Origin of the sequence: Exiguobacterium sp. KKBO11 (genome assembly GCF_001644945.1) — a bacterium.
GTDB classification, from domain to species: domain Bacteria; phylum Bacillota; class Bacilli; order Exiguobacteriales; family Exiguobacteriaceae; genus Exiguobacterium_A; species Exiguobacterium_A abrahamii.
The window spans coordinates 308,014-326,333 of the sequence record NZ_LUCU01000033.1 but is presented as its reverse complement, the minus strand read 5'-3'; the positions used below and the strand labels follow the sequence as shown (position 1 = coordinate 326,333).

At 45.6% G+C, this 18,320-nt stretch carries 13 protein-coding genes, 1 rRNA gene and 4 riboswitches; all 14 genes read right to left on the bottom strand.

Annotated features, from left to right (window positions below; genetic code table 11):
- Window positions 1–109: ribosomal RNA gene (locus AYO36_RS12660) — 16S ribosomal RNA — on the bottom strand; the annotation flags it as partial.
- Between the two features lie 319 nt (window positions 110–428).
- Window positions 429–1,340 carry a proline dehydrogenase family protein gene (locus AYO36_RS12655; RefSeq protein ID WP_064300634.1) on the bottom strand — a complete coding sequence of 304 codons (912 nt, stop codon included), beginning with the start codon at window positions 1,338–1,340 and terminating at the stop codon, window positions 429–431.
- A gap of 84 nt (window positions 1,341–1,424) precedes the next feature.
- On the bottom strand, window positions 1,425–2,729 hold the full coding sequence (locus tag AYO36_RS12650; protein ID WP_035398981.1) for an NCS2 family permease: 1,305 nt from the start codon (window positions 2,727–2,729) through the stop codon (window positions 1,425–1,427).
- 135 nt (window positions 2,730–2,864) lie between these two features.
- Window positions 2,865–2,966, bottom strand: a riboswitch (purine riboswitch).
- A 147-nt stretch (window positions 2,967–3,113) separates the two neighbouring features.
- Window positions 3,114–4,502, bottom strand: coding sequence for a reverse transcriptase domain-containing protein (locus AYO36_RS12645; protein WP_197484531.1), 1,389 nt, complete (start codon window positions 4,500–4,502; stop codon window positions 3,114–3,116).
- A 6-nt stretch (window positions 4,503–4,508) separates the two neighbouring features.
- Window positions 4,509–5,252 carry an SLATT domain-containing protein gene (locus AYO36_RS12640; RefSeq protein ID WP_064300632.1) on the bottom strand — a complete coding sequence of 248 codons (744 nt, stop codon included), beginning with the start codon at window positions 5,250–5,252 and terminating at the stop codon, window positions 4,509–4,511.
- Window positions 5,253–5,712: 460 nt separating this feature from the next.
- A complete protein-coding gene (gene guaA, locus AYO36_RS12635; RefSeq protein ID WP_051353615.1) occupies window positions 5,713–7,233 on the bottom strand; it encodes a glutamine-hydrolyzing GMP synthase in 1,521 nt (506 codons plus the stop codon).
- Between the two features lie 129 nt (window positions 7,234–7,362).
- Window positions 7,363–7,464: riboswitch (purine riboswitch) on the bottom strand.
- A 40-nt stretch (window positions 7,465–7,504) separates the two neighbouring features.
- Entirely contained in the window at window positions 7,505–9,577 is a 2,073-nt protein-coding gene (locus AYO36_RS12630; protein WP_064300631.1) for a transglutaminase TgpA family protein, read from the bottom strand.
- Complete coding sequence (locus AYO36_RS12625; RefSeq protein ID WP_023467046.1) at window positions 9,574–10,656, bottom strand: DUF58 domain-containing protein; 1,083 nt, start codon at window positions 10,654–10,656, stop codon at window positions 9,574–9,576. Before AYO36_RS12625 ends, AYO36_RS12630 begins: the two co-directional genes overlap by 4 nt.
- Complete coding sequence (locus AYO36_RS12620) at window positions 10,653–11,609, bottom strand: AAA family ATPase (RefSeq protein WP_064300630.1); 957 nt, start codon at window positions 11,607–11,609, stop codon at window positions 10,653–10,655. The genes AYO36_RS12625 and AYO36_RS12620 overlap by 4 nt, the downstream gene beginning before the upstream one ends.
- A 365-nt stretch (window positions 11,610–11,974) precedes the next feature.
- Window positions 11,975–12,979, bottom strand: coding sequence for an ABC transporter permease (locus AYO36_RS12615; RefSeq protein WP_029340729.1), 1,005 nt, complete (start codon window positions 12,977–12,979; stop codon window positions 11,975–11,977).
- On the bottom strand, window positions 12,976–14,484 hold the full coding sequence (locus AYO36_RS12610; RefSeq protein WP_064300629.1) for a sugar ABC transporter ATP-binding protein: 1,509 nt from the start codon (window positions 14,482–14,484) through the stop codon (window positions 12,976–12,978). The genes AYO36_RS12615 and AYO36_RS12610 overlap by 4 nt, the downstream gene beginning before the upstream one ends.
- The gene (locus AYO36_RS12605) at window positions 14,481–15,563 is read right to left on the bottom strand and encodes a sugar ABC transporter substrate-binding protein (protein WP_029340727.1); all 1,083 of its coding nucleotides are present in this window, start codon (window positions 15,561–15,563) and stop codon (window positions 14,481–14,483) included. The genes AYO36_RS12610 and AYO36_RS12605 overlap by 4 nt, the downstream gene beginning before the upstream one ends.
- 11 nt (window positions 15,564–15,574) lie before the next feature.
- Complete coding sequence (mtnA, locus tag AYO36_RS12600) at window positions 15,575–16,624, bottom strand: S-methyl-5-thioribose-1-phosphate isomerase (RefSeq protein WP_064300628.1); 1,050 nt, start codon at window positions 16,622–16,624, stop codon at window positions 15,575–15,577.
- Complete coding sequence (gene mtnK / locus AYO36_RS12595) at window positions 16,621–17,787, bottom strand: S-methyl-5-thioribose kinase (protein WP_064300627.1); 1,167 nt, start codon at window positions 17,785–17,787, stop codon at window positions 16,621–16,623. The genes mtnA and mtnK overlap by 4 nt, the downstream gene beginning before the upstream one ends.
- Window positions 17,788–17,865: 78 nt before the next feature.
- Window positions 17,866–17,969, bottom strand: a riboswitch (SAM riboswitch).
- A 205-nt stretch (window positions 17,970–18,174) separates the two neighbouring features.
- Window positions 18,175–18,276, top strand: a riboswitch (SAM riboswitch).
- Window positions 18,277–18,320 lie beyond the last annotated feature (44 nt).

The window sequence follows — 18,320 nt, the reverse complement described above, 5'->3', positions numbered from 1 at the left end:
ATTCCACTGCCTTCCCTCCGAAGAGTTCCGTCAGTTTCCTGCGCTCGACTTGCATGTATTAGGCACGCCGCCAGCGTTCGTCCTGAGCCAGGATCAAACTCTCCATGAAGTGTTTGACTTGCTCGTTTTTGTGACCGAAGTCACGATTGACGAAGCTTGCGCTTCATTCGTTTTTGTATTCCGTAGAATACGATTTTTGCCTCATCGTTCAGTTTTCAAAGTTCGTCTGCCGCCTTAGCAACTTTAATAGATTAACAGGTTGTTTTGATTATGTCAACCATGCTTTTTAAAAAACTTTTCAGCCCCAACGAACCGTTTATAAAAGGCGTCTCGCTGGAACATTTATTAATATAACAACAAAATTCGACAAACACAAGCATTATTTTAAAAAAACTTTGCAAAGAGTTTAAATCCTCTTCGCAAAGTCTTTACCTTCTTAACATGGCTCCTACTGTAAACGCGATATTCGCTGGGCGTTCTGCTAACCGTCTCATCAAATACGTATACCAGTCCACACCATGCGGAACGTAGATAACGACACGATAACCTTGTCGAACTAACTCTTGTTGTCGTTTCGGTCGCATGCCTTGAAGCATTTGAAATTCAAACCGTGATGGATCAATCTGTTTCATTTGAGTAAAGTCAATGATTTGCTGAATGATCTGTTCATCATGTGTCGCGATTTGCGTGTAGTTCCCATTTAACAAATTGACTTTTACTAATTGAAGGTATGTCTCATCGACTGTCTTCTTCGGTTGAATATAGAGTTCATCGTCTCCATCGTATGCCCCTTTGACGATACGCACTGTTGCCTGAAGACGTTCTAGATCAAAACGACTACGGAATACATTTGCCTGTAGCGCAATTCCGACGTTTGGATAATGTTCATGTACGCGTTCGAAGACTCGGACGATCGACTCGACCATCATCGCTTCTTCCATATTGACTGTCACACGCATGTTTTGTTGATCTGCAACCTCTGCAATACGACTTAACTGTTGATAGGCGATATCCGGATCAATTCTTAATCCGATCGATGTCAGCTTTAAAGATACTTGTGCGTCTAGATCGTATGCTTTGATCTGTCCGATGACTTTAATGCATTCATTTGCGATGTCTACAGCGTCTTGTTCTGTCTCGACGAACTCTCCTAGACAATCTACTGTCGCGGCTCGTCCATCTTGATTAAATTGTTTCACAGTGCCGAGTGTCTCTTCTGCGCCCTGTCCTCCGACGAATAATGTTCCACCAAGCGGTAATCCAACTTTTCTCGCTAATTGAATCAGTAACCTATTCTCAGCCAAGTTCTCAAATACAGGTCCAGTAATCTGCTGTAACATCTGAATCACCCTCTCTCTTCTCCCTTACCCTCTCCCAAACAAAAAAACGTCTTTCTTCTATATAGAAGAAAGACGTAGTTTGGATTAATGCAACCAGATGAAGTAACCGAGGAAACCGAGTGATAATACATACATGATCGGATGCACTTCTTTTGCTCGTCCTTTCGCGATCATCGTGACCGGATAGAAGAGGAAACCGAATGCAATCCCTGTTGCGATTGAATACGTCAACGGCATCATGATGACGGTCAAGAACGCGGGAACCGCATACTCGAATTTTTTCCAATCGATCTGGAGCAATGAAGCTGCCATCAACACACCAACGATGATTAATGCGGGTGCTGTGACCGGTGCGGTGATGATTGCGAGCAATGGTGAGAAGAATAAAGCGAGACCGAAGAATAAAGCTGTGACGATCGCCGTCATTCCTGAACGACCACCTGCTGCAACCCCTGCACTTGATTCGATGTAAGAAACCGTCGTCGACGTTCCAAGGATCGAACCTGCTACTGTTGCTGTTGAATCAGCGATCAATGCGCGACCAGCGCGTGGTACTTTATTTTCTTTGATCAGACCGGCTTGGTTTGCTACCGCAACCAGTGTACCTGCTGTATCAAAGAAATCAACGAAGAAGAAAGTTAAGATGACGATCATCATTTGAACCGTGAAGATTTCATCGAAGTGAAGGAATGCTTGCCCAAATGTAGGTGCGATGCTTGGTGGTGCTGAAATGACTTCACCAAGACTTGTTGGAATCGGAATCAAACCGAAGATCATTCCAGCGACTGCCGTTAGGATCATTCCGAAGAAGATCGCCCCTTTGACACCACGCGTCATTAGGACCGCAGATACGACAAGACCAAATACCGCGAGAAGCGTTGTTCCTTTACTTAAATCACCAAGCGAGACGAGTGTTGCTTCATTCGCAACGACGAGACCACCTGTTTTTAATCCGATGAACGCGATGAACAATCCGATACCTGCTGCAACTGCCATTTTCAATGGTTCTGGAATCGCATTGATGATCATCTCACGAATACCTGAAGCTGTTAATACCATGAAGACGAGACCTGAGACGAGAACGCCTGAAAGTGCGGTTTGCCATGGAATACCCATTCCGATGACGACGCTGTAGGCGAAGAAAGCATTTAGTCCCATTCCTGGTGCGAGCGCGATTGGATAGTTCGCTAGTAATCCCATCGTAACGGAACCGATGATCGCAACGAGTGCTGTGGCACCGAAGACTGCTCCTGCGTCCATTCCTGCTTCGGCTAATGTATTCGGGTTAACGAATAAGATATACGCCATCGCGAAGAATGTCGTCATGCCGGCGATGAACTCTGTACGCATGTTCGTACCAAGCCCATTGAAATCAAAGAAACGCGCAATCGCATTTTCTTTTGCTTTCGGTTGGTGTGGCTGTTTCAATTGTGTGCTCATGATTGCCTTCCTTCCAAATAAGCCGTCTCCTTGAAAACAAAAAACGGCCCTTACCTAAGCGGTAAAAGCCGTTTCAATAAGCGCACGATGTTGCGTGTGCGCCGTAGTAGGAACCTTTACGGTGTTCCTGTAGAGACTTCCGGGCCCTATCCCCAGAATTATACGGCATTATTTATGTTTTTTTAGTGGTATGAAAAATAAGAACAGACACATCGTAGCACGGTCAAATTCATGGGTCAACCATAAAAACGAAATTTAACCACTTAATTTATCCGAACGTTCGGTTTTAACCTTATAAAAACTTAGCTTTTTCGTTTAATAATTTCAGAAGTCTTACGAAAGGTTTTGTACATCTTTTTCCAATTTTTTTATTGGTTTATATACTCTTGAATAGTAGTTTCGTTCGATTTTTTCATCGGTATCTAAATAGCTTCTTCTGAAGTTAAACGTATGTATAAGCAAGTTCTTTTTTTCTTCTATAGTCAATTTATCAGGCCTATGTATATATTTAGTTTTAGTTCTATTGTAGATAATTTCATAGTAAGTTTTCAAAAAACTTTTTACTTCTAATCCTTTGTCTGATATTTGATTATTTAAATTGAAATTTACTAACATTTTTTTTATAAACCAGTCTAAATGACGAAATACATTTAAATCATCTACTTGAGAGAAAAAAAATACCCATCCATATTTTTTTTCTTTTTCCGTGTCACCATTTACCTTACTACTAATTGATCCAGTAATTTTATTATTCAGATGAAATACAAATTCTTCAATAGTCACTTTTTCAGAATCGCGATAACGAGTGAACATATCAACAATTGATTTTTCAAACTTGTTTTTAGTATTTTTTTTAATAGTCAAGCCTATGTTCTCATTGTTATCAATTTTTTGAACTCTATATCCTAAAAAATCAAACCCTTCTTCATTTATACTACCCGCACTACATTTTTTTTCATTAATTTTTAATAAATAGTCCGTCTCTAACTCATCAACAATTTTCTTTTTTATAGATTCTAGTTTTTTTCGATTACATAGAATTAAGATATCATCTACATATCTAAAATAAGAAATTGTTTTCATCTTCTTAAATTTCCTATCAACATCTATAAAAAAAATTTCTGCTAAAGTATTAGAAATTGATAGTCCTTGAGGTACTCCTAGCTCGTTAGATTCAATCCCACCATTTGAAGAATAACCATAAGCTGTTGTAGGAGTCTTAATAGCTTTTAAAATTATATCTTGAAGTGGAGCATGTCTTATTTTTTTTGATAATTTTTTAAGTAATACATCATGATCTATGTTGTCGTAAAATTTTTCAATGTCAATTTTGATATAAGAATCAAATTTTTCTAGGTCTTTCTTCATATCACTTATTACAGATTGAACCAAAGGCTGCTTTATTAAAAAAGCTTCTCTCATAATTATATGCAGACCCTTATGAACAATTTTATCTCTAATAGTAGGGATAGAAATCATTCTCGGTAAAGAATTTCTATTTTTTATAAACAATTTTTCCTTGTACGGAGTAAAGTTATAAGTCCCATTGTATATTTTTTTATCTATAATTGAAAAATGAAGATTAGGGTTCTTATCAAAAACTTTTTTTACCATACCATCAATTCCGGAAGCTGTATTAAAATGAATCGTCTTCTCATAAAGTTCATTTAAATTTTTTTCTTTAAATATTTTTTTGTATGTAAGATAGGCTGACTTTTTCATCATTATTCACTTCCATATAAATATTAAAGAGATAATTATAAATGGTATTATAAAAATAACTGATTTGACAAAAAACCATTTAATTTTAAGATACCAATATGATAATTTAAGCTCTAATGTTTCTAATTTACCGTTATTTTTTAAATAAATTAGCCTGTCGATACGAGAATGATTATCCGTTTTTTCTAAAATGTTTGCATAGTCTTTTTTTAAGTCATTAAAAGTAATCTCTTTGACTTCATATTCTTGATCTTTTAACAAAAGACTTTGGAAATCATTTTCAATCTTTGTTAAATCTAAATAGCACTGTTTATAAGACAATGCCTTTTCTTTGAAACCATATAAAGAAACAAATAACGACACTCCAAACAAAGCAACTGACGAAATTAGTGTTAATACCGTAATCTTATTTACAATGACAGAATCATCAATAACAAGTGCTATAATCGATAAACTTAATACAATCAAAGTATAAAAATTTACCATAAAGAGCGAAAAAATATTATTTTTATTCATTCTTGCTTCCGATTCCATTCTAATTTTTTTCGTAACCCAGACTCTTTCATCTTTAAAATGCTTAATTTCATTATTTAAAACAAACTCTCTATCTTGTTCATTACTTTTAAAAAAATCATCCTGCTTAATTTTTTTTAAAAACTCATTTAATAATAAAGCATTTTTTGTATTCAAATCACCAAGATCTATTCCCAGATTTTCCTTATCTTCCACTATAGTTACGTTATTATCCACTTTATCATTCCTCTCAAAAATAAAAGGTGAGCAAGATGCCGAAATAGTTGAGTTAATATTCCATAGAATCTATGTAGGTATCATTTCAATACCATTAATTAGAACACCTCGTGAGGTCCATAAAGCTGACATCTTACTCCTTTCAAATATCTCATATGATTAATCGTAATACAATAAAATCAAAAAAATAACATTATAATACTTTTGTTTTTTGATGTATAATTTTTACTTTCAATATACATTCAGTCTTAGTTTATTGATTTTCGATTTATTTTAACTAATAGATTTATACTTTTGTTCGTAAAAAAGCCCCCTTCCATTCACAAATAATGTGAACAAAAGAGAGCTTCATTTTGAAATAGAGTTGTTGAAGGTGAAACAGACTTCCTTTCACCTATCCCCTTTAAATCGTTGATACCACAAGCTTCATGAGACGAATCGTCTCAGTAAGCCCAATCATTTACTCCCACTCAATCGTTGACGGTGGTTTCGACGTCACATCGTACAGGACACGGTTAACGTTCTGGACTTCGTTGACGATTCGAACCGAGATCTTCTCCAGCACGTCCCATGGGATACGCGCCCAGTCCGATGTCATTCCGTCAATTGACGTGACGGCACGGATTCCGACCGCATAGTCGTATGTCCGCTCATCGCCCATGACACCAACCGAACGGATTGGAGGAAGGACTGTGAAGTATTGCCAGATTTCGCGCTCGAGTCCTGCTTTTTTGATTTCATCCCGAAGAATGAAATCAGATTCACGGACGATTTCGAGTTTCTCATCTGTGATTTCACCGAGGACACGAATTCCGAGACCTGGTCCTGGGAACGGCTGACGCCACACGATTTCATCAGAAAGACCGAGTTCTTTCCCAAGTTCACGGACTTCATCCTTGAACAACGTGTTGATCGGTTCGATCAATTCAAACTGCATGTCTTCCGGCAATCCACCGACGTTGTGGTGTGATTTAATTGTTTGTGCCGTATCCGTACCGCTCTCGATAATATCCGTGTAGAGCGTACCTTGGGCAAGGAAGTCCATGTCCGTCAACTTCGAAGCTTCTTCGTCGAAGACGTAGACGAACTCGTTGCCGATGATTTTACGTTTCTGCTCTGGATCTGAGATACCACGGAGTTTGTCGAGAAAACGGTCCTGGGCATCAATCTTGATGACGTTCATGTGGAAGTGATCCGCGAATGTCTTCATGACGCTCTCCGCTTCACCCTTACGCAATAAACCGTGATCGACGAACATACATGTCAATTGATCACCGATTGCTTTGTGAATCAAGGCTGCGACGACAGACGAGTCGACACCACCAGAAAGGGCACAGAGGACTTTTTTGTCGCCAACTTGTTCTTGAATCTTCGCTACTTCGATTTCGATGAAGTTCTCCATCGACCAATCGCCTGCACATTTACAGACTTCAAAGAGGAAGTTCTTGAGCAATTCTTTTCCGAAGACCGTATGGTTCACTTCCGGGTGATACTGCACACCGTACATTTTCAATTCTTCGTTCTTGATCGAAGCGATCGGACATGACACGTTCGTTCCATCGACGACGAATCCGTTTGGCACAGATGTGACGAGGTCGCTGTGGCTCATCCAGACCGTTTGTTCAAGCGGTAGGTTCGCATACATCGGTGACGGGTCTTGTAACGTCAATGTGGCTTTTCCATATTCACGATGTCCCGCACGTTCTACTGTTCCGCCGAAATGTTGTGACATGAGCTGCATGCCGTAACAGATCCCGAAGATTGGAATACCGAGGTCGAAGATTTCTGGGTCACACCGGTACGCATCCTCTGCGTAGACGCTACGTGGACCACCTGAGAAGATGATACCAGCAGGTGCGATTTCTTTTACTTCTGCTGCAGTGATTTTATGCGAATGCAATTCACTGTAGACACCAAGGTCCCGAATACGACGTGTGATCAATTGATTGTACTGTCCTCCAAAATCGAGGACGAGAATCATTTCCTGGTCCAAATGTGCTTCCAAATCTGTTCCCGCCTTTCTGATTTCATGCGCACCCTATGAAAAAAGCCCACTCTTCGCCCATGGATAAAATGGAAAAAGAGCAGGCCGCTTCACAAAAAAATGTATACGAAGGGTCTGCTCCTTCATAGTCAGGTCGTTTAAGGTGACCCGGTAGAGACTCTCGCGCCATATTCGCGAGTATATACAAAGGAGATTGCATGTGTGTGATTTACGTTGTTCCCATTGTAACTGTATCGTTTCGTAAATATCAACCCTCTACATGACGAATGATATTTTCGAAATATTCACGTTTTTTCTCAACCGATAGTGATTCTCCACCATAGACCATCCGTTCGTAAGCATCCGTCAACGGTCGCATCGCATACGTCTCGTAGTACCCATCGACTTCGTGAGCGAGTTCCGCAAGCGTCCGACCATCTTGATAATGGAATCCTTTTTTATCAAGACGTCGTAAGAGGTACCGGTACATCCGGCGGAATCCTTCCGGTCGCTCGATTTGTCTCCGGAAGAAGAGAATCGCGAGTGTTCGAATGATTGGTTTTCGGAACAAGTACAAGAATAAGAGAGCAAGTGCCGTCAGGAAGATTGGCCAAAATGGAATTGACTTCTGCTCCGTCTGTCCAGCGCTAGTCGTCTGTTCTTCATCAAGAAGATTTTCTTGCGGACGATTTGGCGTCGTTGTCTCCGTATTATCTTCTGTCTCACGTTGCGGATTTGCTTGTTCCGTCTCATTATCCGTTTCCCGATCGATCGTGTATTGTCCTGCTCCATCGAAACTGACTGTTGGCTCAAGCGGTACCCAGCCTGGTCCTTCGATATACACTTCGACCCACGAGTGCGCATTTTTATTTCGCACTGTATAACTCGTCACGGCAGCTCCGATGACGTCGGATTCGCCTCCCGTGAACCCTTTCACCCAGCGTGCGGGTAACCCGGCTGCCCGTAGCAAAACAGCAGCCGACGTCGAGAAGTTATCACAGTATCCGAGCTTCGTCTCGAATAGGAATTGATCGACGTAATCTTGATTTTCTCCTGGTACGGCAACTTCCTCCGTATTGTATTCAAAGTTCTCTTCTTCGAAATAATTTTCAATCGCCCGTGCTTTGTCCCACGGTGTCTCCTCACCCTCAACGATTTGTTCCGCTAAATCACGGACACGCTGTGGTAAACCATCCGGCAGTTGGAGATACCGCTCTGTTTCATTCTCCGATAAATTGACTGGTTCATCTGTCTGGAGTTGTTCTTCCGTAAAGAGCGGATACGAGTAGTCAATTTGATAATTGCGTTGACGATCCGCCTCGTCTAGATACGATATTTTTTGATTCTCTGGATCAACCAGTACATTTTGTCGTTGTTGATCGACCGAGACCCGGACGTTATCTCCGTTATATGGCACGAACGGTAATTCACGTGCCATCTCAAACGTCGCTGTTTCCTCACGTGTCTTGACTTCTTGCCCGAAGTGCGAGAAGAAACCCCGTCCATCGATTTCCGGGTTCGATTCCGATAGCACCCAGCCTTTGCCGGTATAAATGTCTTTCGTCTCGACTCGCCAGTATCGGTTCCCTTCACTTTCGACCTGGAAGACTTCCCGATCGTCCATCTGGAACGGTCCTCCGAGTTGCTCGTCATTGTTACCGTAGCCAACCTTTTGAATCGCATTCGTCGGCTCTCCTTCACCTTCAAGCCCGGACGTCAAATCGTACCAACTGTCTTGCCATGTCGCATTGATGACAGGACTTTGGACAGCAGCGACGATGACGGCACCCATGATGAATAAGGCACTCAGCAGACGAACGTAAGAAGCGCGTGGTCGTTCGTTGACTTCCGTCGCATAGAGCAATAGCAAGGATAATATGATCGGATAGAGAATGAATGTCTCTCCCGAGTAATCCGTCCATGTATCACAATAGGCGATGAACCCGATGACTCCGAAGGCAAGCCCGAAGACGAACCCACGATTCGGGAACGTCCGACGCGCGAGATACGCGATCAAAAAACTAATCAATCCGATCGAGAGCGCGAAAGCGGGTCGTCCTGGTAATTCACCATTGATGACGCTCTGAATATCTGAACTGATTTCCGTAAAGATGCCCCATGGTGCTGCTCCCGGCGTCAAAATCAGATAGAACGACAGCAGTAATCCACCGAGACTTCCGAGTAAAAAGTAACGCCGCGATAGATGCGACAACAGCAACGGCAGAAACAGCATCGGTAAGAAGGACCAGAGATGCTCGAACGTCGTCAGTTCGAGAAGTGGTGGCATGAAACAAGTCAGGACGGCTGCCGCGATGGCGTTCCAAATCAAGCGTCGCATCATCGCACTCCCCTCCGTTCTGGTGTATAGACATGAACGGTGGCTTCTTGATTAATCTTCGAAATCCATAGTTCATTGTTCGATTCAAGATCCGGTGTGATGAAAAGGACGTTCCCACTCAATCGAAGTGCTTTTGACGAGTACTCCCATGACTCGATGAACGTCCGTGTCCGACTCGGCTGCGCCGTCATCAGGTAATGCGTCAGTTTCGCTCCTTCAAGAGGTAACGACAACGATTGAACAGCATGTCCGACGAGGTGAATGCGGTAGCTCAGCCGTCGTTTGTTCAACTGATCCGTCGCTTCTGCCAGCATCGAGATGACGCGTTCGAAGGCTTCACCCGCTTCCGTCCCCTCATCAAAGACGATCGTCGTCTCCCGTTCCTGCTCTCGTTCGAACGTTTTCGTCATTAAGCCTTGACGTTTCGCTGTCGCTTTCCAGTCGATCTGATTCATCCGGTCACCACTGACGTATTCCCGGACCCCGACGACAGTAAAGGACGACTGACGAAGATCAAGCGACACAGGGGAGATTCCTCCATCGCCGCGATCCTCCTCATGCGGAAGTTGAACGGCAAGGCGTGCCGGTTCGATCGCAAGATACGTCTCGACCGGAAACATCCGCTTCCGCTTGAACAGACCGAACGGATCTGTAATTTCAACGATACAGCCAGGAATCTGGTACACTCCTCGACGAATCGATGGAATCGTGTAGTCGATGTGCTCTGTCTTTCGGTAGTGGGCACGGAGCGGACGGCTGATATCGAGTTTTTCTTCGCTGAGTTCGTTTGGAATCGCCTCCGTCACCTCGACGGCTCCGACAAGGAACGGGAAACGTCGGCGAACCCGCAAGGAAACCGGGATATCCGTTCCGGCAACGAGCATCTTATTTGAGACTTCGCGCGTCGCCAGTGCCTGCGTGACAGGCCAAACGAGGAAGAGCGTCCAGTAGACGGTCAAACCAGCCATGACATAAAACAGCAAGGAAGCGACATTTCCGCCATCGACGCGCGCATATGTCCATAAGGCAACCGTCGTCAAAAGGAGTACAGCGTAACGCCAACCAATTTGCCACTTCGTCATAGGGACTCCACGTCTTGTTGGATGGGTACAGCAACCTCTTTTTTGATTTGTTCTAAAATCCGTTCAGACGATTGACCGTGATAACGCGCGTCCGCTGTCAAAATCAAGCGGTGTGACAGGACCGGAATCAAGAGATGTTTGACATCATCCGGTAAGACGAAACTGCGTCCTTCCATGTATGCCCATGCTTGCGCGACTTTCATCAAGGCAATCGAAGAACGGGGACTCGCGCCGAGATAAAGTGAACCGTTCGTCCGGGTCGCTTGGACGAGATGGACGATATATTTTTTGACAGGCTGTGAGACATGGACGTTCTTGACTTCTTCTTTCATCTGGAGCAATTGCTCGCGACCAATCACCGCTTCGAGCGTTTCAATTGGTTCATCCCGTTCGAAACGTGTCAGTAGCTTCATTTCTTGTTGGAAATCAGGATAACCCATTTTGACTTTGACGAGGAAACGGTCGAGTTGTGCTTCTGGTAACGGATACGTTCCTTCATGTTCAATCGGGTTTTGTGTCGCCATGACGAAAAAGGGATTCGGAAGCGTATGAATCTCACCATCGACGGTGACGTTCGCTTCCGCCATTCCCTCGAGTAAGGCAGATTGAGTTTTCGGTGATGTTCGGTTGATCTCATCGGCTAAGACGATGTTCCCCATTAGAGGACCCGGTCTATATTCGAATTGGCTTGTTTTCTGGTTATACATCGATACACCCGTCAAATCTGACGGAAGTAGGTCTGGCGTGAACTGAACACGTTTGAAGGTCAACCCGATCGATCGGCTGAACGCACGGACGAGCATCGTCTTCCCGACTCCCGGTACGTCTTCTAATAGGACGTGACCGCCCGCTAGTAGTGCTGCCAATGATTGTGTGATGACATCTTCCTTACCGATGATGACTTTCTCTACGTTGTCGATAATCGCTTGAATCTCCTTAGTGTATGTTCGCATTGTCAGGCCCCTTGCTCTCGTAGTAGTTGAATTTTCTGACTTTTTATATCATCTCATATTCCGCTACGCTTTTAAAGAAATACGAGCAGTTTCTAGCACATGAAAAAGGGGGAACGCCGTAGCGTTTCCCCCTTATTTGTTTCAGGAACGAACACATGCCGTGATCCGTTCTTGAACCGTGCAGTTGCACGTAAAACACGAATACATCCGTGTCAATGGACAACGTTCGTCAAGTCCGGTGATCCTCTTCTTTCAGAAGCGACATGCGATCGTTCCCTCTACATTGGTAATCATTCATGTGCATCACCATCCTTTCATATATTGAATATTACCGAATATGTTATAAACGAAACGTCGAATTTTAATTATTTTTTTCGATACCGCGCATAGGTCGTCGCGAGTGCGACCGCAAGAACCAGCCCTTTGATGATATTCAACGAATAGTATGGAACAGACAGCATGACGAGACCATTTTCAAGAATCCCGACGAGACAAGCCCCAACGAGTGTGCCAAGCGCATTCGGCTTCCCTTGTCCTGCGAACGACGAGCCGATGAATGCGGCTGCGACCGCTGGCATCAGATAACCGGAACCGGCATTGATTTGTGACGATCCGACTTGTGACGCAAGCAAAATCCCACCGACCGCCGCAAGTAACCCAGCAATCAGATACGCGAGTGCCCGGTAGCGGTTGACACGAATTCCTGTCAGTCGTGCGGCTTCCGGATTCCCGCCGATGATATAGAGAAAACGACCGTGTCGCGTATGGCTTAAGAAGACATGTGTCACAGCGACGACGACGAGCATGATGACGATGATCCAAGGTGCCTGGCTGATTTTCGCGAATGCCTCCGGAATCGTGCCGACTGTTGGTGTACCGTCCAAGCGCGGCATTCCGGCACTGATTGAACCACCACCGGTATACGTCATCGCGACACCTTCGACGATGAACATCGTCGCAAGCGTCGCAAACAAATCCGGAATCTTAAACCAGACGATGAGTAAGATGTTCACCAGAGCAACGCTAAGAGATAAGAGAAGTGCTAAACCAATCGAGACACCGAGCGGTAGACTGTACCAGACGAAGAACGAAACGACGAAAGAACTCGCAAGCGTCGCGGTCGACCCGACCGATAAATCAAATCCATTGACCGTCAAAGAAACGGTCAAGCCGATCGCGATAATCGTCACGATGGAGATACTTCGTAAAATATTAATCAAATTCGTCCCTTGTAGGAATGTTGGAGCCGTCGTCGCAAAAAACAGGACGAGGGCAAGGATCGCGAGGACGATCCCCCAGTCGTTCAAGAATCCGAGGACAGGACGTAAACCCTTCCCTCGGTTCGTTTGTTTTGATACTACCTCATTCATCGTTGCCCTCCTCCTGTCGCATACCACAACAAGGTTTCTTCTGATGTGTCCGCCGTCTTCGTTTCATGGACGATCCGTCCATCGAACATGACGTAGATTCGGTCCGTGACGGTCAAAAGTTCATCCCATTCACTCGTCGCGTAAAGGATCCCTTTTTGTTGTTGCGCGAGTCCGTCAATCAGACGATAGATATCTTGTTTGGCTCCGACGTCGACACCTTTTGTCGGTTCGTCCAAGACGAGTACAGAAACATCGGTCAGTAACCATTTTCCGATGGCGACTTTTTGTTGATTCCCACCGGATAGTTGACCTACTTCCTGTTTCACGTCTGCCACTTTAATGCCCAGCTCCTTGACCCATTGCGATGCCTGATTTGCTTCTTTGCGACGATCCATCAGCCCCCAGCGGTTGACGAAATCATGAGCTGCCGCTGCTGTTAGATTTTCTGCGACAGAATCGGCAACAAGAATTCCTTCTTTTCGTCGTTCTTCTGGAACGAGACCGATTCCCGCTTGAATCGCAGCTTGTGGATTGCGAAGGCGATGGGCTTTTCCACCTATCCGAACCTCCCCTTCCTGAAACGGGCGATCACCGAACAATGCTTTGCATAATTCCGTTTTACCAGCACCGACAAGACCCGCGATACCAACGACTTCACCTGCTTGAACCGTCAAGGAGATATCGTGGACGTCCGCATTCGTAGCACTCTCGACGGTCAATACGTTCGTTGCATTTACCCGTGACGTTTTCGCAACAGACGTAAGCTGACGCCCGAGCATTTGCTCAACGACAGCTTCCTTCGTGATGTCTGTCAAAAGATATCGTGAGATGAGTTGACCGTCGCGCATGACCGAGATGGAGTCGCAAATCTCATATAGTTCCTGTAAACGATGCGAGATGAAGATGATCCCAAGCCCTCGTTCGGCTAAACGACGCACGACTGAAAAGAGATGGCTTGTTTCCGCCTGACTGAGAGGTGCCGTTGGTTCATCTAAAATCAAAAAACGGCGTTCTTGGACGAGGGCGCGAGCAATCAGTACGAGTTGCTTTTCAGCAAGCCGCAACTCCTCGACACGTGTCTTGACGGAAATATCCGCCTGTAATGTCGCTAACGCTTCCTTGGCACGCTGTATGTAACGGCGTTGGGATACGAAGCCAGTCATCGTTCCGTCCGTCAACAGATCGAGACAGATATTCTCAGCGACCGTCAAATACGGGACAAGCGCCACATCGACCTCTTGTTGGACGAGGTCGATTCCAATCTGTTTCGCATCACGTGGTGACGTGATGGACAACTCCTTCCCGTCGAGACGGATCGTTCCTTCGTCCGCCGTTTCCGCTCCGGATAAGACTTTCATCAACGTCGACTTACCGGCACCATTCGCACCGACAAGCGCATGGATTTCACCGGATTTCACTTCAAACGAGACTTGTTTTAAGGCTTGCACTCCTGGAAACGCCAGTGAAATCCCAGTCATCTTCAAGTGATGATTGGTAGACGTCATTGTTTTTTATGGACGTCACGCAACCGGTCCATCCACGGTTCATTGAATTTGTCCGATGTACTCCATCCTTTGATGATCGTATCGAGATTGTACATCGTCGTATCCTGCTTCAACGCCTTCTGCTCCACGAGTTTCGCGTCGAGATCAAAGCTATCCGGTGTCTTCTCGCCAGCGATTTTCTTAGCCAGTAATCGCATGTCCGTTTGTCCAATCAAGAATGGATCCACCGCACTCGTCGAGACCCAGTTACTGCCTTTTTCACGCATCAGGTTGATATCCTGATTCGAGACATCGATCGAGATTAGCGGGATTTCTTGACGTTTATTATCCTTGAGCGATTTGTAAGCCCCTTTTGCGACTTCGTCCCACGCTCCCCAAACCGCATCAATGCTTCCTTTCGGATATTTCGCGAGAATCGCATTCATCTTCGTTGCGATATCCCCTTGGACATCTTGGAAGTTTGTCGGTCCAACCGTCTCAAGCGTTTTGATCTTACCGTCTGCTTCGTACGTCTTATAGATTTCCTGACGACGATCGAGCGGGGCAAAACCTGGTCCGAACCAAAGTTTGATGACACGGACCGGCTTTTTGTCCGTCACCTTCGTCACTTCATCAAGCGATAGCTTCGCGAGTTGATGATCGTTTTGGAATGTTTCCGTCACACCTTTTAACGCCGTTCCTTTTTTCTTCGTGACCGTATCGAACGTCACGACCTTCAGCCCTTTGTCGACCGCTGGTTTAATCATGTCATAGGCGTAGTCTTCCTTACCATGCGAGATGATGAGCCCATCATAATCTTGCTGAATCGCTTGCGCGACCAGCTCCTTGAACTTGACGTCGTTACCTTCCGAAATGAACGTGCTGACTTTAAAGCCAAGCGCTTCGCCTTCACTTCGTGCGCCATCAAGGAATTGTTTCGTATGGTCGTCCGATGCTAGGTTGCGGATGACGGCGATCTTGACGTCCGATTGAACCCCTTTTGGTACATCCTTGACGACCTTCGTCGTCGTGGCTTCTCCATTCGCACAAGCCGCTAGTAACAGTGCCGGTGCTAGGACGGCGTAAGCTAGTTTTTTCATGACATATCTCCTTATCCGAGGGGTTGAAGCCCTGTTAATTGTTCAATCGTTTCTTCATTCGGTTGCGTGATGACACCAAGTTCGGTAATGATGCCCGTGATCAATGTGTGTGGTGTGACATCAAACGCCGGGTTGAAGACAGCGACGCCTTCCGGTGCTGTCGCGACACCTTGGACAGTCGTCACTTCCTGCGGATCACGTTCTTCGATTTCGATCGCGTCTCCGGAAACGAGCGAGAAGTCGAACGTCGAGAGCGGTGCTGCGACGTAAAACGGAATACCAAAAGCTTGCGCGAGCAATGCCAATTGGAACGTCCCGATTTTATTCGCGGTATCTCCGTTTCGTGTAATGCGGTCGGCACCGACGATGATCGCATCGATCTGTTTTTCTTTCAGCGTATGGGCGACCATGTTGTCCGTAATTAACGTGACATCGATGCCGGCACGTTGCAGCTCCCATGTCGTCAATCGTGCTCCCTGCAGTAACGGTCGCGTCTCACTCGCAAAAACGGATAATTCGATGCCGCGTTCTTTTGCGATGTAGAACGGCGCAAGTGCCGTTCCATAAGCAGCGGTCGCAATCGATCCAGCATTACAAATCGTTAGGATCCGGTCGCCTGACTGGAACAATTCCAGTGCATGAATCCCGATTTGACGTGACGTCTGCGCATCCTGGTCGTATAAGGCGACCGCCCGTTTTTCCAACCGTTCGCGAATCTCTTCTACCGACGTCCCGTCTTGAATGATTGGATTCAATTGATCGAGGACATTTCGCAAGTTGACGGCCGTCGGTCGTGTCGCGAGTAACGTCGCCGATGTCTCAAGCAAGGCTTGCTTGTAGACCGGAAGCGCCGCTTCAAAGCGGTACGCTTCTTGAACGAGTACGAATCCCCCGAATAAGCTGATCGCAGGTGCGCCCCGGACACGTAGTTGTTTAATCGCCTCAACCGCTTGCGCGAGATCAGCAATGACTTCATAGTGCTCTTCTTGCGGTAGACGTGTCTGATCGAGAATCGTCAAGACACGATCTTCGTAACGGATACTTTGAACGAATGTAGTCATCGGCTGAGTTCCTCCGTTACGTCAAAGTTTCGTAAATCATCGAATGTCCGGCATTCTGTACGGCGTTTGATTAACGCCGCTCCTAGACGAAGAGCGTGACGTTTCCGCTCTAAGCGTTCCGTCGTTGAATCGATTGATTCTAAATCAGCGACCGGTGCAAGACCAATCGTCCGCCGAATCAATTCGCAACCGGCAAAGCCAAGGGCATCCTGCAAGATCGTGCTCAGTACATCATCGACGAGTCCTGATGCCTGGAACGGTTCGACGGCTTCCCGTTCCCATAAGGCACGGAACGTTGAAGCGAACGTCAGCCAGAACGTATCGATGTCGCGAATCCGGGCATCACGAAGTGCTGAATAATCGGGGTATGCTGCAAAGAATAAGTGGGCGATGAACTGTCCGACATCGAATCCGAATGGACCATAAAAGGCGAATTCTGGATCGATGACTTTCGTTTCCGTCGCCGAGGCGAAGATGCTTCCTGTATGTAGATCGCCGTGCAGCAATGCATCTCCTTTCGTGATGAAGAGCGCTTCGAGTTTTGCGACTTCGCGTTTTAACTCATCGTCTGCCCATAGACGTGCCACCTCTTCTTCGAGTCCGGCTTCAATCTCGTTCGTCTCCGCGTCATGAAACGGATCCGTGAAGATTAATTTTTCCGTGATGTCGCACAAGTCTGGATTGTAGTACGTTCGGGCGACACGTTTCTTTTCAACCGGACCAAGCGCAAAGTCCGATGTATGGAATAACGTCCGAGCGAGATAAGAACCGATATGTTCCGCAAGCAACGGATACTGTTCACCTGCGAGTAAACCGCTTCGAACGATCGTCAGATGTGAAAGATCTTCCATGACCGTATACGCCTCTTCATGACTAGCATGAAAGACACGCGGTACGAACGGCACGGCATGCCGTGCGAATTCACGGAGTGCGGATTGCTCGATCCACGCTCGTTCGAGCGATAACGGCCAGCTCTCCCCGACGACCTTCGCATATGGTAATGCTTGTTTTAGAATCAATCGATGTTCACCCTCTCGAATTCGGAAAACGAGGTTGAGGTTCCCGTCGCCAATCTCTTCTGCTTCGACGGCTCCATCGCCGATCAGTCCTAGTGTCCGAACACGATCAATCGCGTCCTGTTCTGTAAATGCTTTATATGTCATCTCAGTTTCCCCCTATGTGATACACGAAAAAGCGCCTCTTTTCGTCATCGAAAAGAGGCGCAGAAAAGTCACTGCGTCCTCTTATCTCTCAGACAAAACGTCTGTTGGATGTAGCACCGTGCCCAGTGGTCGGTTGCTGCGGCGTCATCGGGCCAATTCCCTCTGCCAACTCGCGATAAGAGTCGTATGTAGTTGTCGTGTGTGATATTGATTTGAATCTTACGCAATCGACTTCCTCGCTGTCAAATCGAAATCAAGCAGAAACGGATATCATTTTTATGCCATCTATAGAAAGAGTATTTTCAAAAAAATAAATTTTCTAAAAATAGTTTGACAAGTGGCGATTCTCATGTAAAAATTGCAATTAGATTTCACAATTTCATCCAATTCTTATCAAGAGCAGACGGAGGGACAAGCCCTACGATGTCGCAGCAACCGACCTTTTGGCACGGTGCTAATTCTTGCAGCTACTAAGCTGACAGATAAGAGTCCACGTTCGAATCATTCATGGTCTCTTGTCGCTGACGAGAGAC

Bases quoted from the DNA above. Each gene is read 5' to 3' on its own strand.
- AYO36_RS12655 (WP_064300634.1), bottom strand. From the start codon at position 1,340: ATGTTACAGCAGATTACTGGACCTGTATTTGAGAACTTGGCTGAGAAT.
- AYO36_RS12645 (WP_197484531.1), bottom strand. From the start codon at position 4,502: ATGAAAAAGTCAGCCTATCTTACATACAAAAAAATATTTAAAGAAAAA.
- guaA (WP_051353615.1), bottom strand. From the start codon at position 7,233: ATGATTCTCGTCCTCGATTTTGGAGGACAGTACAATCAATTGATCACA.
- AYO36_RS12630 (WP_064300631.1), bottom strand. From the start codon at position 9,577: ATGATGCGACGCTTGATTTGGAACGCCATCGCGGCAGCCGTCCTGACT.
- AYO36_RS12625 (WP_023467046.1), bottom strand. From the start codon at position 10,656: ATGACGAAGTGGCAAATTGGTTGGCGTTACGCTGTACTCCTTTTGACG.
- AYO36_RS12620 (WP_064300630.1), bottom strand. From the start codon at position 11,609: ATGCGAACATACACTAAGGAGATTCAAGCGATTATCGACAACGTAGAG.
- AYO36_RS12615 (WP_029340729.1), bottom strand. From the start codon at position 12,979: ATGAATGAGGTAGTATCAAAACAAACGAACCGAGGGAAGGGTTTACGT.
- AYO36_RS12610 (WP_064300629.1), bottom strand. From the start codon at position 14,484: ATGACGTCTACCAATCATCACTTGAAGATGACTGGGATTTCACTGGCG.
- AYO36_RS12605 (WP_029340727.1), bottom strand. From the start codon at position 15,563: ATGAAAAAACTAGCTTACGCCGTCCTAGCACCGGCACTGTTACTAGCG.
- mtnA (WP_064300628.1), bottom strand. From the start codon at position 16,624: ATGACTACATTCGTTCAAAGTATCCGTTACGAAGATCGTGTCTTGACG.
- mtnK (WP_064300627.1), bottom strand. From the start codon at position 17,787: ATGACATATAAAGCATTTACAGAACAGGACGCGATTGATCGTGTTCGG.